Annotated in this window: 13 protein-coding genes; 6 read left to right on the top strand and 7 right to left on the bottom strand. The window is 58.4% G+C overall.

All coding sequences use genetic code 11. The features are described 5' to 3' along the window. Positions 1–230: 230 nt before the first annotated feature. The 4 genes from LKR43_RS11730 to LKR43_RS11715 all read right to left on the bottom strand — a co-directional run bounded on the left by LKR43_RS11730 (position 231) and on the right by LKR43_RS11715 (position 2,637). Positions 231–698, bottom strand: coding sequence for an HIT family protein (locus LKR43_RS11730; RefSeq protein ID WP_227684251.1), 468 nt, complete (start codon positions 696–698; stop codon positions 231–233). An 81-nt stretch (positions 699–779) separates the two neighbouring features. Then, positions 780–1,196 carry an alternative ribosome rescue aminoacyl-tRNA hydrolase ArfB gene (gene arfB, locus LKR43_RS11725; RefSeq protein WP_227684250.1) on the bottom strand — a complete coding sequence of 139 codons (417 nt, stop codon included), beginning with the start codon at positions 1,194–1,196 and terminating at the stop codon, positions 780–782. Between the two features lie 12 nt (positions 1,197–1,208). Next, positions 1,209–2,282 carry a metal-dependent hydrolase gene (locus LKR43_RS11720; RefSeq protein WP_227684249.1) on the bottom strand — a complete coding sequence of 358 codons (1,074 nt, stop codon included), beginning with the start codon at positions 2,280–2,282 and terminating at the stop codon, positions 1,209–1,211. Between the two features lie 28 nt (positions 2,283–2,310). Further along, a complete protein-coding gene (locus tag LKR43_RS11715) occupies positions 2,311–2,637 on the bottom strand; it encodes an I78 family peptidase inhibitor (RefSeq protein ID WP_227684248.1) in 327 nt (108 codons plus the stop codon). Positions 2,638–2,783: 146 nt separating this feature from the next. Here LKR43_RS11715 and LKR43_RS11710 point away from each other — a divergent pair, with 146 nt between their 5' ends. After that, complete coding sequence (locus LKR43_RS11710; RefSeq protein WP_227684247.1) at positions 2,784–3,710, top strand: rhodanese-related sulfurtransferase; 927 nt, start codon at positions 2,784–2,786, stop codon at positions 3,708–3,710. Positions 3,711–3,748: 38 nt separating this feature from the next. Then, the gene (locus LKR43_RS11705) at positions 3,749–4,348 is read left to right on the top strand and encodes a glutathione S-transferase (RefSeq protein ID WP_255676052.1); all 600 of its coding nucleotides are present in this window, start codon (positions 3,749–3,751) and stop codon (positions 4,346–4,348) included. Between the two features lie 7 nt (positions 4,349–4,355). Here LKR43_RS11705 and fabI read toward each other — a convergent pair whose 3' ends face one another. The 3 genes from fabI to gloB are packed head-to-tail and all read right to left on the bottom strand — an operon-like array spanning position 4,356 to position 7,344. Continuing rightward, positions 4,356–5,138, bottom strand: coding sequence for an enoyl-ACP reductase FabI (gene fabI, locus LKR43_RS11700; RefSeq protein WP_227684245.1), 783 nt, complete (start codon positions 5,136–5,138; stop codon positions 4,356–4,358). Between the two features lie 27 nt (positions 5,139–5,165). Beyond that, positions 5,166–6,548 (bottom strand): transglycosylase SLT domain-containing protein, encoded by a 1,383-nt coding sequence (locus tag LKR43_RS11695; RefSeq protein ID WP_227684244.1) that lies wholly within the window; start codon positions 6,546–6,548, stop codon positions 5,166–5,168. Positions 6,549–6,558: 10 nt separating this feature from the next. After that, positions 6,559–7,344, bottom strand: coding sequence for a hydroxyacylglutathione hydrolase (gloB, locus tag LKR43_RS11690; protein ID WP_227684243.1), 786 nt, complete (start codon positions 7,342–7,344; stop codon positions 6,559–6,561). 20 nt (positions 7,345–7,364) lie between these two features. On the opposite strand from gloB, the gene LKR43_RS11685 reads away from it, so the two are divergent. The 4 genes from LKR43_RS11685 (at position 7,365) to LKR43_RS11670 (ending at position 12,884) form a co-directional block, all read left to right on the top strand. After that, entirely contained in the window at positions 7,365–8,141 is a 777-nt protein-coding gene (locus LKR43_RS11685; RefSeq protein ID WP_227684242.1) for a class I SAM-dependent methyltransferase, read from the top strand. Next, the gene (gene rnhA, locus LKR43_RS11680) at positions 8,134–8,598 is read left to right on the top strand and encodes a ribonuclease HI (RefSeq protein ID WP_227684241.1); all 465 of its coding nucleotides are present in this window, start codon (positions 8,134–8,136) and stop codon (positions 8,596–8,598) included. Before LKR43_RS11685 ends, rnhA begins: the two co-directional genes overlap by 8 nt. A 71-nt stretch (positions 8,599–8,669) precedes the next feature. Further along, positions 8,670–9,779, top strand: a complete 1,110-nt coding sequence (locus tag LKR43_RS11675; RefSeq protein ID WP_227684240.1) for an efflux RND transporter periplasmic adaptor subunit — start codon at positions 8,670–8,672, stop codon at positions 9,777–9,779. Positions 9,780–9,794: 15 nt separating this feature from the next. Continuing rightward, positions 9,795–12,884, top strand: coding sequence for an efflux RND transporter permease subunit (locus LKR43_RS11670; protein WP_227684239.1), 3,090 nt, complete (start codon positions 9,795–9,797; stop codon positions 12,882–12,884).

Genomic DNA, 12,884 nt, shown 5'->3' with positions numbered 1-12,884 from the left:
GCGGTATTTCACCAGACTTTGAATGCTTTGGACATAGGTGTAAATACTGCGTGCCTTGGACTGGCTTATCAGTATTCGTTAGCCATAGCGAGGGCCATGGGCTGACAATGTCAGCTCATGGCATGCAGGTCTTGATGGTGGATTCTGTAAAGGCAGGTGCCGGTCAGGCTCTGTGAGCTGTCCAGAAGATGTGGGGTCTGAGAAAAATCGGGTTGAAAGTAGCTCGTTCGCTACTCTCCCAATGCAGCCCGTAATCGCCCAGACTGCACACTCAGCTCTTCGTCTGACGCCCGTGGCGCAGTCCTGAAGGTCAGGTCCTTCTGCTCGATATAGGCCACCGATGTAACATCGGTGGAAGTAAACAAAGGCACCAGGTGTGCGTGCACGTGGGCAACGTCGGTGCCGGTGCACAGGAAGCCTACGCGCTCGACGCCGTGTATGCTTTTCATGGCCTTGGCAAAGCGCTGGCCCAGCTGTATCAGGCGGGCGGCCAGCTCTGGCGGCAGGTCGTCGAAATAGGCGTGATGTGCACGCGAGACGATCAGCACGTGGCCGGGGCGTATGGGATGAATATCCAGGAAGGCCACGAAATCATCGTCTTCATAAACAATGTTTGCCGGAATTTTCTTGCTTGTTATGGCGCAGAAAATACATGGCTTGGGCGAGGTTTCCTGCCCGGCTGTGGCGGCTGATGTCATGGCGGCGGCTTCCTGGAATGAACATGAGATTGTTCAGCACTTTACCAGCTTGTGTGCTGCCTGGCAGCATGGATCGTTCGCCTAATGCGTTCCCGGATCCACCTTGCCCCGCATGCGCTTGACTTCGCCGCGTGCGGTTTTATGCTGCAGCCGCCTGCGCTGCGAGCCCAGGGTGGGCCGGGTTGGCCGGCGCGGCTTGGGTGGTGCGGAAACGCTGTCCACCAGTTCCTGCAGGCGTGCAATGGCTTGTAGTTTGTTTTGCTCCTGGCTGCGGCTGCTCTGTGCCTTGATCACCACGACTCCCTCTGCCGTGATGCGATGGTCGCGCAGGGCCAGCAGCCTTGCCTTGACGGGTTCGGGCAGGGAAGACTCGGGAATGGAAAAGCGCAGGTGTATTGCACTGGATACCTTGTTCACGTTCTGTCCGCCCGCACCCTGGGAGCGTATGGCGGTGAAGACAATTTCGTCTTCGGGAACAGGTATCTGTGGTGTGTGCATGGCGTAGACCGCTCAGGGCTGGTCGGGCGGAGACGCTACCGGTAGTTCAGTCATGTTCTGCTCCCACTGTGCCAACGGTAATGGTGGCTTTTGTTGCCAGACGCGCCGGATGACGGGCCGCAGTTCGGCCATGCCGCGCTCGCGTGGCCAATAGACGGGTGTGATGGCTTGCCAGCTGTAGCTGGGGCCGGTGCGCTCGGCCATTGCGAAGCGGAATGAATAGTGGCCGGTAGCCAGCCCCATGCGCAAGTCCGACGCCACCATTTGGCCATTGATGACATCGTAGCGCAGCCAGTCGCCAGTAAACCAGCGCAAGCCCGCCAGCTGCGTGGAACCCGACAAGCCATCGGCCAGGTCGGTGTTGAGCGGCAGCTTGATGTGTTCCGGCGTGCTGCGGTCCAGCAGGCTGCTTATGGTTTCTATGTAGTGGTCATCCGCTGTACGGGCAACGACTCGCCAAAGCAGAATGTTGAAGGGTTCAGGCGTGGAAAATACCGACACCACGGTTTCACCCTTCTGGGCCAGCATGTGCTGCACACGCGCTTCGATGGTGATTTTGGCGGCGACGGAGGCAGCCAGATAGCAGGTGCTCAGTGCCAATCCCCAGCACAAGGTACGCGTCAGGGCAGGGCGTGCGCCCATGATCAGGCCGGCAACGACCACCGCAAGCAAGGGCAGGGTGTAGAAGGGATCGATGATGAACAGGCTGGACCACGCTGTGGGTACAGGCATCAGTGGCCACAGCAGCTGGGTGCCATAGGCGGTAAAGGCATCCAGCAAGGTGTGGGTGATCAGCACCAGCCAAATGGCCAGAAACAGGCGGCCGGCTCCGTAATCCGGGCAGGGCCGCCAGCGCCGGGCCAATAAGGTGATCAGCGCCGCCACGGCAGTCAGCACGAATAATGAGTGCGAGAAACCCCGGTGGTTGATCATGTTCAACACGGGGTCGCCGTAGTCGATCAGTACATCCAGGTCGGGAAGCGTGCCCAGCAGGGCGCCGGCCACCAAGGCCTTGCGTCCATGAAAACGGCCGAGCATGGCGCCTTGAATGCCGGCGCCAAGCACGGCCTGTGTCAGTGAATCCATACCGCCAATGTAAGGTAAATGAAGGGAGTTAGCTGCAGTTTACGCTGATTACTACATCTTGTTCGTCCACGCGCAGGTTCAGCCGTTGCGGGTTGTACTCCATGGTGATGACGTCCCGCGGCCTGAGTATGCGGGCCAACTGGGCTCCGGCTTCCTTCCGGTAGCTTTCCAGTACTGTGGCATCGGCTTTCTGGCCTACGGCTGATTCGGCCAGGTCGGAATTGCACTCTCGCCCGTTGGTGCTGGATGAAGTTGATGTGGCAGATGTGTTGGACGCGGCGCCTTGTGTGCCGGTAGCGCATCCGGCCAGCGTGGCGGCGGCCAGGACAGCGCCAAGTAACAATATGCGTGTCATAAGCAATCCTATGAGTTGTCCAGAACGTACCAATATAGTAATGGAAACGTGGCTATCCTTAGTGTCGGGGCACGATAACGTTAAAATAGAGGCAGTTGCGCCTGGTTCGTCCGGGCCAGGGCATTACAGATCTCACTTTCAAGGTTATGGCTAATTTTATTGTTGCGGCACTCTATAAGTTTGTGACGCTCTCCGATTTCAAGGCAATGCAGCAGCCGCTGTTCGACTTTTGCGACTCGCAGCAGGTCAAGGGTACGTTGTTGCTTGCCGAAGAAGGCATCAACGGTACTATTGCGGGTTCGCAAGAAGGTATCGATGCCGTGCTGGCCTATTTGCGCAGCGATCCGCGTCTGGCCACGCTCGAGCACAAGGAATCATGGGCTGAAAAAATGCCCTTTTATCGCCTGAAGATCAAGCTCAAGCGCGAAATCGTGACCATGGGGGTGCCCAATATCCAGCCCGACACCATGGCGGGTACCTATGTCAGCCCCGAAGACTGGAACGCACTGATCGACGATCCTGATGTCGTGGTCATTGATACGCGCAACGACTACGAGGTTGCCATCGGTACTTTCAACCGGGCGATCAATCCGCACACCAGCAGCTTCTCTGAGTTTCCCAAATGGGTGCAAGAGCAGTCCGGCAAAGACGGCGTACTGGGCAAGGGTGCCAAGGTGGCCATGTTCTGCACCGGTGGCATTCGCTGCGAAAAATCCACCGCCTATCTGCGCTCCCAGGGCTTTGACGAGGTCTACCATCTGCAAGGCGGTATATTGAAGTACCTGGAAACGGTGCCGGAAGAAGAAAGCCGCTGGGACGGTGACTGTTTTGTTTTCGACGAGCGTGTTTCCGTGCGGCACGGACTCGAGCCGGGCGACTACGAACTGTGTCGCGCCTGCAGGCTGCCGCTGGACGCACAAGACAAGGCGTCCGGGCTATACGAAGAAGGTGTCAGTTGTCCGCATTGCCATGGCACGCATACCGAAGAGCAATTGCAGCGTTTCCGCGAGCGCCAGAAGCAGGTGGAACTGGCCCGCAAACGTCGTCAACGCCATATCGGCGTACGCATTTGAAACCCGTCCTGTATTCGTTCCGGCGCTGTCCCTATGCCATGCGGGCCCGGCTGGCCATTGCCGCCAGCGCGCGTCCGTGTGAATTACGGGAAGTGGTCCTGCGCAACAAGCCGCAGGCCATGCTGACCGCGTCGCCGAAGGGAACGGTGCCCGTCCTGATCGACACAGATGGCAAGGTCGTAGATCAGAGCCTGGACATCATGTTCTGGGCCTTGGAGCAAAATGATCCTGGCCTGTGGCTGACGCCGCAGCAGGGTACGCTACAGGCGATGCAGGCCCTGATCGGCGAATGCGACGGCCCCTTCAAGCATGCACTGGATCGCTACAAGTATCCCCAGCGCTACGACGATGTGAACGGCACCGATTATCGTGACAGCGTTGTAAGCTGGCTGGCCGACCTTGATAAGCGGCTGACAGCCAGTGACTATCTTTTTGGGAACCGTCCGGCCTTGGCCGACATGGCCATCGCGCCTTTTGTGCGGCAATTTGCGCACACGGACAAGGACTGGTTTCTGGCTCAGCCCTGGGCAGGGCTGACGCGGTGGTTGCAGGCCTGGATGCAAAGCGACCTGTTCGAGCGGATCATGCACAAGTATCCGCCCTGGCAGGAAGGCATGCCGGGGCAAGCCTTCCCTTAAGCCCGATTTATTCCATGCCTGGAACGATGGTAGAGAAACCACCGTCTACATGGGTGATTTCACCGGTAATGCCAGCGGCCAGGTCGGACATCATGAATGCCGCCACGTTGCCGACATCTTCGATGGTGATGTTGCGGCGCAGGGGGGCGTGGGTTTCGACAAACTTCAGTATGGTCGAAAAATCCTTGATGCCGCTGGCTGCCAGGGTTTTGATGGGGCCGGCCGAAATACCGTTGGCGCGTATGCCCAAGGGGCCCAGTGAAGCCGCCATGTAGCGTACGCTGGCTTCCAGCGAAGCCTTGGCCAGTCCCATGGTGTTGTAGTTGGGGATGGCTTTTTCTGCACCCAGGTAGGTCAGGGTCAGCACCGAGCTGTTGCGTCCTTTGAGCAGGGGCAGGGCGGCCTTGGTCATGGCTGGAAAGCTGTACGCCGAAATATCGTGCGCAATGCGGAAGTTCTCGCGAGTCATTCCGTCGAGGAAGTCGCCGGAAATGGATTCGCGTGGCGCAAAGCCGATGGAGTGCACCAGGCCGTCCAGGCCGTCCCAGCGCTCCCTGAGTTCGCTGAAGGCGGTTTCGATCTGTGCGTCTTCGGATACGTCACAGGAAATGACGATATCGCTGCCCAATTCGTTGGCATATTCAGTCACACGTTCTTTAAAGCGCTCGCCCACATATGTGAAGGCAAGTTCGGCGCCCTGCTCTTTGCAGGCGTGTGCGATACCGTAGGCAATAGAGCGGTTGGACAGTACGCCCGTAACCAGAATGCGTTTACCGTTCAGGAAACCCATAAGATGATCCTTTTCTTGTATAAATATTTAGCCGCGTATGCCCGTGCCGGGCACGCGCAGCCGTTTACCCTTGGACAGCTTGTCACCTTTCAGGTTGTTAAGCTTGCGTAATTCATTGACCGAGGTGTTGTAGCGTTTGGCCAGGGCAAAGAGGGTATCGCCACCTTTAACGGTGTGAGTGCGTACGTTGGCCCCGCGCCGCAGCACGCGCACATCCTGCTTCCTGGTTACTTTCGTGCCACTGGCGGTGTTGGGGCTGGCCGGTGCTTCCAGCGATGCCAGCTGGATGCTGCCACGTGAATGACGGGCCGGTACCAGCAGTGTTTGCGCAAGTGCGCGGCTTTGTTTTTTGCTTAAGCCATTGGCGGCGCGCAGCGTACCCAGGCTGATGCCATGGCGCTTGGCGATGGCCGCATACGATTCGCCCTTTTTGCTTTTGTAGGTATCCCAGGAGCTGAGCTCGCCCTTGTAGGCCTGCAGGTTCGTATTGAAAATATCGACGCGGTCCGTGGGCAGCAGCAGGGTGGGGTTGTGCTCGGCCAGAATAACGGGACGATTGAACGAGGCATTCAGGGCCTTGAATTCCTCGAGAGGCATTTCGGCCAGCTGTGCCGCCACCTCAATGTCGATGTCCTTCTTTTTCTTGACGGCGGTGAAATAGGGAGTGTTGCTGACCGGGGGCAGCGTGATGCCAAACTTGTCGGGCGCAGCAATAATATTCTTGATGGCTTGCAGCTTGGGCACGTAGTTGCGCGTTTCCGCCGGCATATTGATGGATGCGTAATCGGTCAGCATGCCAGTACTGGCGTTTTTTTCCATTGCCCGCTTGACCGAGCCTTCACCCCAGTTGTACGAGGCCAGTGCCAGATACCAGTCGCCCTGAAAGTCATACAGATAGGTCAGGTAGTCCAGGGCGGCATTGGTCGATGCAACAGGGTCGCGCCGCTGGTCGCGCCACGAATCCTGTTGCAGGTTGTACTGCCGGCCCGTACTCGGTATGAATTGCCACAGGCCTGAAGCCTTGGCGCGCGAGTAAGCCGTGGGGTTATAGGCGCTTTCGACGAAGGGCAGCAGGGCCAGCTCGGTGGGCAGGCCACGGCGCTCGAGTTCGTCGACGATGTAATACAGGTATTTGCTGGCACGCTCGCTCATGGTCAGCACCGACTGTGGATGCGAAGCGTAATACAGCGTCCATTGTTCAGTCAGGTCGCTGTCGAGATTGGGTATGGCAAAGCCGCGTCGTATGCGATCCCACATGTCGCGCGGCGGGTGTGTCAGGTCGATGGTGCGGGAGGTTTCGGCTGCCGTGTACTGCTTTTTGGCGTGACCATATGGATCTTGTGAGTTCTGGGTGGCACAACCGGCCAGTACTGCTACGATAAGCAGAATGAATAGTCGTAAGCAGTTCATTGGCAATTCATCAGAAATTATTTTTCCATTCGCGCAAACAGGCAAAAATATCTACGGACGTGTCCAGCCTGGCCTTTGCATAGTCGGCGGCCGCCTTTGCCACAGAAGTTTGCGATACTCTCAAAAAAGGGTTGGTGTCGAGCTCGAGCGCCATGGTTGACGGCAGTGTAGGCACGCCATCAGACCGTAGCTGCGAATCTGCTTTCCACCTTTGCTGCAATACCGGATTGCCGGGCTCTACCTGCAAGGCCCAGCGCAAATTTGCCAGGGTGTACTCATGCGCACAGCACACGAGTGTCTCGGGCGGCAAAGCCCGTAGTTTACCCAGAGAATTCAGCATTTGGGCAGGCGTGCCTTCAAATAAACGGCCACAACCGGCCGCAAACAAGGTGTCGCCACAAAAAACTAAGGGTTTACCCGAGGGCAGTGTGCCGAAATAGGCAATGTGTCCGGCAGTATGGCCAGGCACATCAAGCACGCTCAGTTGCAGCCCGACAGCGGGAAATTGTACCGTATCTCCTTCCTGAAGCCGGTGGTCGCAGGCGGGCAGCTTTTCCGACGCCGGCCCATAGACGGTTGCACCGGTTCGCTGTTGTAATGCCAGCACCCCGCCAACGTGGTCTGCATGATGATGGGTCAGTAAAATGGCATCCAGCACCAGATTGTGCTCGTCGAGAACAGCCTGAACCGGAGCAGACTGGCCAGGGTCTACCACGACGGCATGGCCGTCTTTGCATACCAACCATATATAGTTGTCCGTGAAAGCGGGTACCGGGATAAGTTCAGTAGTTACCATAACGCCAGGGAGTCAATGTGGTGGATCAACCTCTTATTTTAGAGCTTGCCGAGTGGCTGGACACGCCACCAGGCTTGTATGCGCGAGGCTGGGAGCAAAAGCAGATAGACGCTATGGTCTGCAATGCTTTTGGCTATCATGCCATACAAATTGGTCTGCCACAGTGGGATCTGCTGCAAGCCAACCGCATTCCTTTCAAGGGGCGCACACGAGTGCTGTTCGAGCAGGCGACCGAACAGGGCGCCGTCGTGGTGGCCAATCCGGAGTCTCTGCCGTTCGAGTCGCAAAGCGTGGATTTGCTGGTGCTGCCCCATACGCTCGAGTGCTCCACCGACCCGCACCAGATCCTGCGCGAAGCCGAGCGCGTGCTGGTACCGGAAGGGCGCATCGTTGTGTCGGGCTTCAATCCCTGGAGTCTATGGGGCGTGAGCGACCGTATTCCCGGGCTTGACCCCTTGCTGCCCATTCCGGCCGATCAGCAAGTATCGCTGCACAGGCTGAAGGATTGGTTCAAGCTGTTATCCTTCGACCTCGATCGTGGGCGCTTCGGATGTTATGCACCTCCTTGCAACGACCAGCTCTGGCTGAATCGCTGGTCATTCATGGAAAAGGCCGGTGACCGCTGGTGGCCGGTATGCGGCGCCGTCTATGTGGTCTCTGCCGTCAAGCGAGTGGCGGGCATGCGGCTGGTGGGCCCCAAATGGAAGAAAAGCAAATCAAAACGCGTCAGGCGTCAGGCGGTTGTCACCGGCCGCCATTTTCAGCAAGCAGCAGACAAACAATCTAGCAATGAATAGTAATCAAGTTGAAATCTGGACCGACGGCGCTTGTAAAGGCAATCCGGGCATGGGAGGCTGGGGCGCCTTGCTGCGCCAGGGCCGTCATGAAAAAACCCTGTTCGGTGGCGAGCCCGATACCACCAATAACCGGATGGAGCTGATGGCTGTCATTCAGGCATTGAAGGCCTTGAAGCGGCCCTGTCAGGTGACGGTGCACACCGATTCACAGTATGTGCAAAAGGGCATGAACGAATGGCTGGCCAACTGGAAGCGGCGTGGCTGGCGCACTGCCGATAAAAAGCCCGTAAAAAATGCGGATCTCTGGCAGGCGCTGGAAGCTGAGGTGGCGTTGCATGAGCTGACCTGGCGCTGGGTGCGCGGACACGCAGGTGATCCGGGCAACGAGCGTGCCGACGAGCTGGCCAATCAGGGGGTCGAGCACGCGCGCATGCTGCAAAGGCAAAGCATTGGTTAATATTGCTGCAAAAAGAATCAAACCAATGCTAAAGTCACCAATTGTGTTGGCATAGTCCTTTCGTTTTTCTGATGAAAAATTCCTTTGTTGGTTTCGTGCTGGTCCTGGTAACAGGGCTGGTGATAGGCGCTGCCGGTCTGCGTTGGTACGAAGGTCGTGCCACGACCGCGCCCAAAGACGCTACGCCGGTCGCGGCGACGCCTGCGCCCGCCAGCAAGGCGATTGCGGTCGAGGTGGCAACGGTAAAAAAGATACCCCTGGCACGTGGCGTGTCGGCGGTAGGTACCTTGCGCTCTGAAAACTCCGTCATGCTGCGGCCCGAGGTAACCGGCCGGATCGTCGAGATCAACTTCGAAGAGGGTGGAAAAGTCAGCAAGGGCCAGGTTCTGGTGCGTCTTGACGACAGCGTAACCAAGGCGCAGCTGCAGCAAGCTCAGGCCAACCTCAGTCTGGCCAGCAGCCAATACCGGCGTGCCGAGGAACTGACCAAACAAGGGTTCATCAGCAAGCAGGCACGTGATGAGTCGGCCAGCCAGCTTAAAGTGCAGCAGGCGGCCGTTGCGCTCGCCAAGGCCCAGCTCGAGAAAACCGCCATTCTGGCGCCTTTCGACGGCATGATAGGTCTGCGCAACGTTTCGGTTGGTGATTATGTCAGCCCGGGTATCGATCTGGTCCCCATTGAATCGGTCGATCCGCTTAAGGTTGATTTTCGGATTCCCGAGCAGTTTCTGGGACAGGTGCAGGTCGGCGCCAGACTGGCGCTCAGCTTTGATGCGCTGCCCGGACAACAGCGCGAAGGAGAGGTCGGCGCGATCAGCCCCCTGGTCGACGTAGGCGGGCGATCCATTCTGTTGCGTGCCGAAGTGCCCAATGGCGACGAATTGCTGCGCCCGGGCATGTTCGCCCGCGTGCGCTTGCAGTTTGCCGATGCACAAGGTTTGGTTGTGCCTGAAACATCGCTGGTGCCTTCGGGCGAACAACAATTTGTTTATCGTGTTGAAGACGGTCATGCCAAACGCGTTGTGGTCAAGCTGGGCGAGCGGCGCGGCGGCCAGATCGAAGTGCTTGAAGGCCTCCAGGCGGGCGATCGGGTTCTGACGACGGGGCTGCAGAAGGTGCGTGACGGCGATGCGGTCGAGCCTCAGGCCGCGCCATCCGCCAGCACGCCCGCCAACACCTGATCGGCGGACACAGCCATGGTCTTATCTGAAGTTTGCATCAAGCGGCCGGTCTTTGCCACAGTGCTGTCACTGATCATCGTGCTGGTCGGGCTGATCTCCTACGACAGGCTGACCGTGCGCGAATATCCCGCCATCGATGAGCCAGTGGTGTCCGTGCGTACCGACTACAAGGGCGCTTCACCCGAGGTGGTCGAGTCTCAGGTGACCAAGCCGCTGGAAGACCAGTTGGCCGGTATTGAGGGCGTAGACGTCATGACCTCGCGCAGCCGGTCAGAGCGCAGCTATATCAATATCAAGTTCAACCTTAGCCGCGACCCCGATGCGGCCGCCGCCGATGTGCGCGACAAGGTGTCGCGCGCGCGGCGCTACCTGCCCGATGAAATCGACGAACCCATTATCAGCAAGGTCGAAGCCGATTCCTCGCCTATCGTGTATGTGGGCGTGGGCATGGGTACATACAGCCAGCTGGAAGCGTCGGACTACATAAACCGCTATATCAAGACGCGCCTGTCGGTATTGCCCGGCGCGGCCGAAGTGCGCATCTACGGCGAACGGCTGCCGTCCATGCGCATCTATATAGACCGTGCCAAACTGGCGGCCTACGGCCTGATCGTACAAGACGTGGAAACGGCGCTGCGCCAGCAAAACGTGCTGATTCCTGCAGGACGCATTGAATCGCAACAGCGCGAGTTCACGGTTACGTCATCCACCGACTTGCAATCGACAGAACAGTTTCGCAATGTCATTGTGGCCACTGTGAATGGCTATCCGGTGCGTCTGTCTGATGTGGCCGATGTGCAGATAGGACCGCTGGATGAGCGGGTGCTGGCGCGCTTCAACGGGGGCTCCAGCCTGACCATAGGCATCACCAAGCAGGCCACGGCCAACCCGCTCGAGCTGTCCAGTTACGTGCGCCAGGAAGTCGAGGAAATCAACAAGAACCTGCCGGCAGGTATGAAACTGGCGGTGACTTACGACTCGTCGGTGTTCATTCAGGAATCCATCAAGTCGGTGTATGCCACCGTGATCGAGGCCATTATTCTGGTCGTACTGGTCATATTCTTTTTCCTGCGCAGCCTGCGGGCCAGCCTGATTCCCATCGTCACCATCCCCGTGTCGCTCATCGGCGCCTGCGGCATCATGTATTTCATGGGCTTTTCCATCAACACGCTTACCTTGCTGTCGATGGTGCTGGCCATAGGTCTGGTGGTGGATGACGCCATCGTTGTGCTCGAGAACATCTTCCGGCATATCGAAGAAGGCAAGACACGCATAGAAGCCGCCTTTCTGGGGGCCAAGGAAATCGGCTTTGCCATCGTCGCCATGACCCTTACCCTGGTGACCGTTTACGCGCCGCTGGCCTTTGCCACCGGTCGCACCGGACGCCTGTTCATCGAGTTCGCGCTCACGCTGGCCAGTGCGGTGCTGGTATCGGGATTCGTGGCACTGACCCTTACACCCATGATGTGCTCGACCATGCTGCGTCATCAGGCCGGCCATGGCCGTGTCTATCTATTCATCGAAAACTTTCTGGACTGGCTGACCAATAGTTACCGCAACGGGCTGGCACGCGCCTTGCGTCATCGTCTGCTCATAGTGTTGCTGGGAGTGGCTGTGGCTGCCTGCAGCGGCGTGCTGTTCAAAGTGGTTAAAAGCGAGCTGGCACCGCTGGAAGATCGTGGCGTGATCTACGGCATGCTCAATGGCCCGGAAGGGGCCACCATCGATTACATGATGCAAAGCGTGGAGCGCGTTGAGAAGTTGTATGAATCAGTGCCGGAAATGGAGGCCAGCCAATCTTTCGTTGGCTTTCCCACCGTTACCGACGGCATCGTCATCATGCGCCTGAAGCCCTGGGATCAGCGCGAGCGGGCCCAGCAAAGCATAGCCAGCGAACTGCAGCCGCATCTCTCGGCACTTTCGGGTGTCAAGGCCTACCCCGTCAACCCGCCGTCGCTGGGGCAACGCTCCACCTCCAAACCCATAGATTTCGTGATTATGAGCCAGGTCTCGTATCCCGAAATGGATAGAATGGTTAACGAATTCGTCAGTATCTTGCGCGATTATCCCGGCTTGCAGAATATCGACACCGACTTGCGACTGAACACCCCCGAACTGCGCGTAGAGGTTCAGCGTGACAAGCTGGCCGATGTGGGCGTGGATGTGGGCGATGTCGGCCGAACGTTGGAATCCATGCTGGGCGGGCGTCAGGTCACCCGCTTTCGCGACAGCGGCGAACAATACGACGTTATCGTTCAGGTCAAGAAGCAAGACCGCGCCGACCCGGCCGATATTTCCGATATCTATGTGCGCACCGACGAAGGCGGCATGGTGCAGATGTCCAACTTCCTGAACGTCTATGAAAGCGTATCGCCGCAATCATTGAATCACTTCAACCGGCTGCGTGCCGTCAAGGTGCAGGCGTCCATCGCGCCCGGATACGCACTGGGTGAAGTGCTTGAACACATGAATCAGGTTGCGCGCGACACGCTGCCCGCAACCGTGCAGCTGGACCTGGACGGCCAATCGCGCGAATTCCGCGACTCAGCCGGCAGCATCTACCTGGTGTTTGCCATGGCGCTGGCCTTCATCTACCTGGTGCTTGCCGCCCAGTTCGAAAGCTGGCGCAACCCGCTGATCATCATGCTTTCCGTACCGCTGTCGATGACCGGCGGGCTGCTCGCCCTGTGGCTGACCGGCGGAACACTGTCCATTTACAGCCAGATCGGACTCATCACCCTGGTGGGCCTGATTACCAAGCACGGGATTCTGATCGTTGAGTTCACCAATCAGTTGCGTGCCGAAGGCATGGAAATGTTCGAAGCCGTCGTACAGGCATGCGTGATGCGGCTACGGCCTATACTGATGACCACCGGCGCCATGGTGCTGGGTGTATTGCCACTGGCATTCGCCGCCGGCGCGGGCGCCGAGTCGCGCCAGCAAATCGGCTGGGTACTGGTGGGCGGCCTGAGCCTGGGTACCCTCCTGACACTGTTCGTGGTGCCCGTGGCCTACACTTTGATAGCCGGGCCGGTCAAATCCAGGGCCACCGTTGCCGTGGCCGATCACCCCGTCGAGCCCCAGCCTGAACCGTCAGCTCACTAA

The organism is Pusillimonas sp. MFBS29, from assembly GCF_020687695.1.
Taxonomy (GTDB): Bacteria; Pseudomonadota; Gammaproteobacteria; order Burkholderiales; family Burkholderiaceae_B; genus Pusillimonas_C.
Note: the sequence above shows the minus strand (reverse complement) of the source record. Positions and strands in the feature narration are given on the sequence as shown.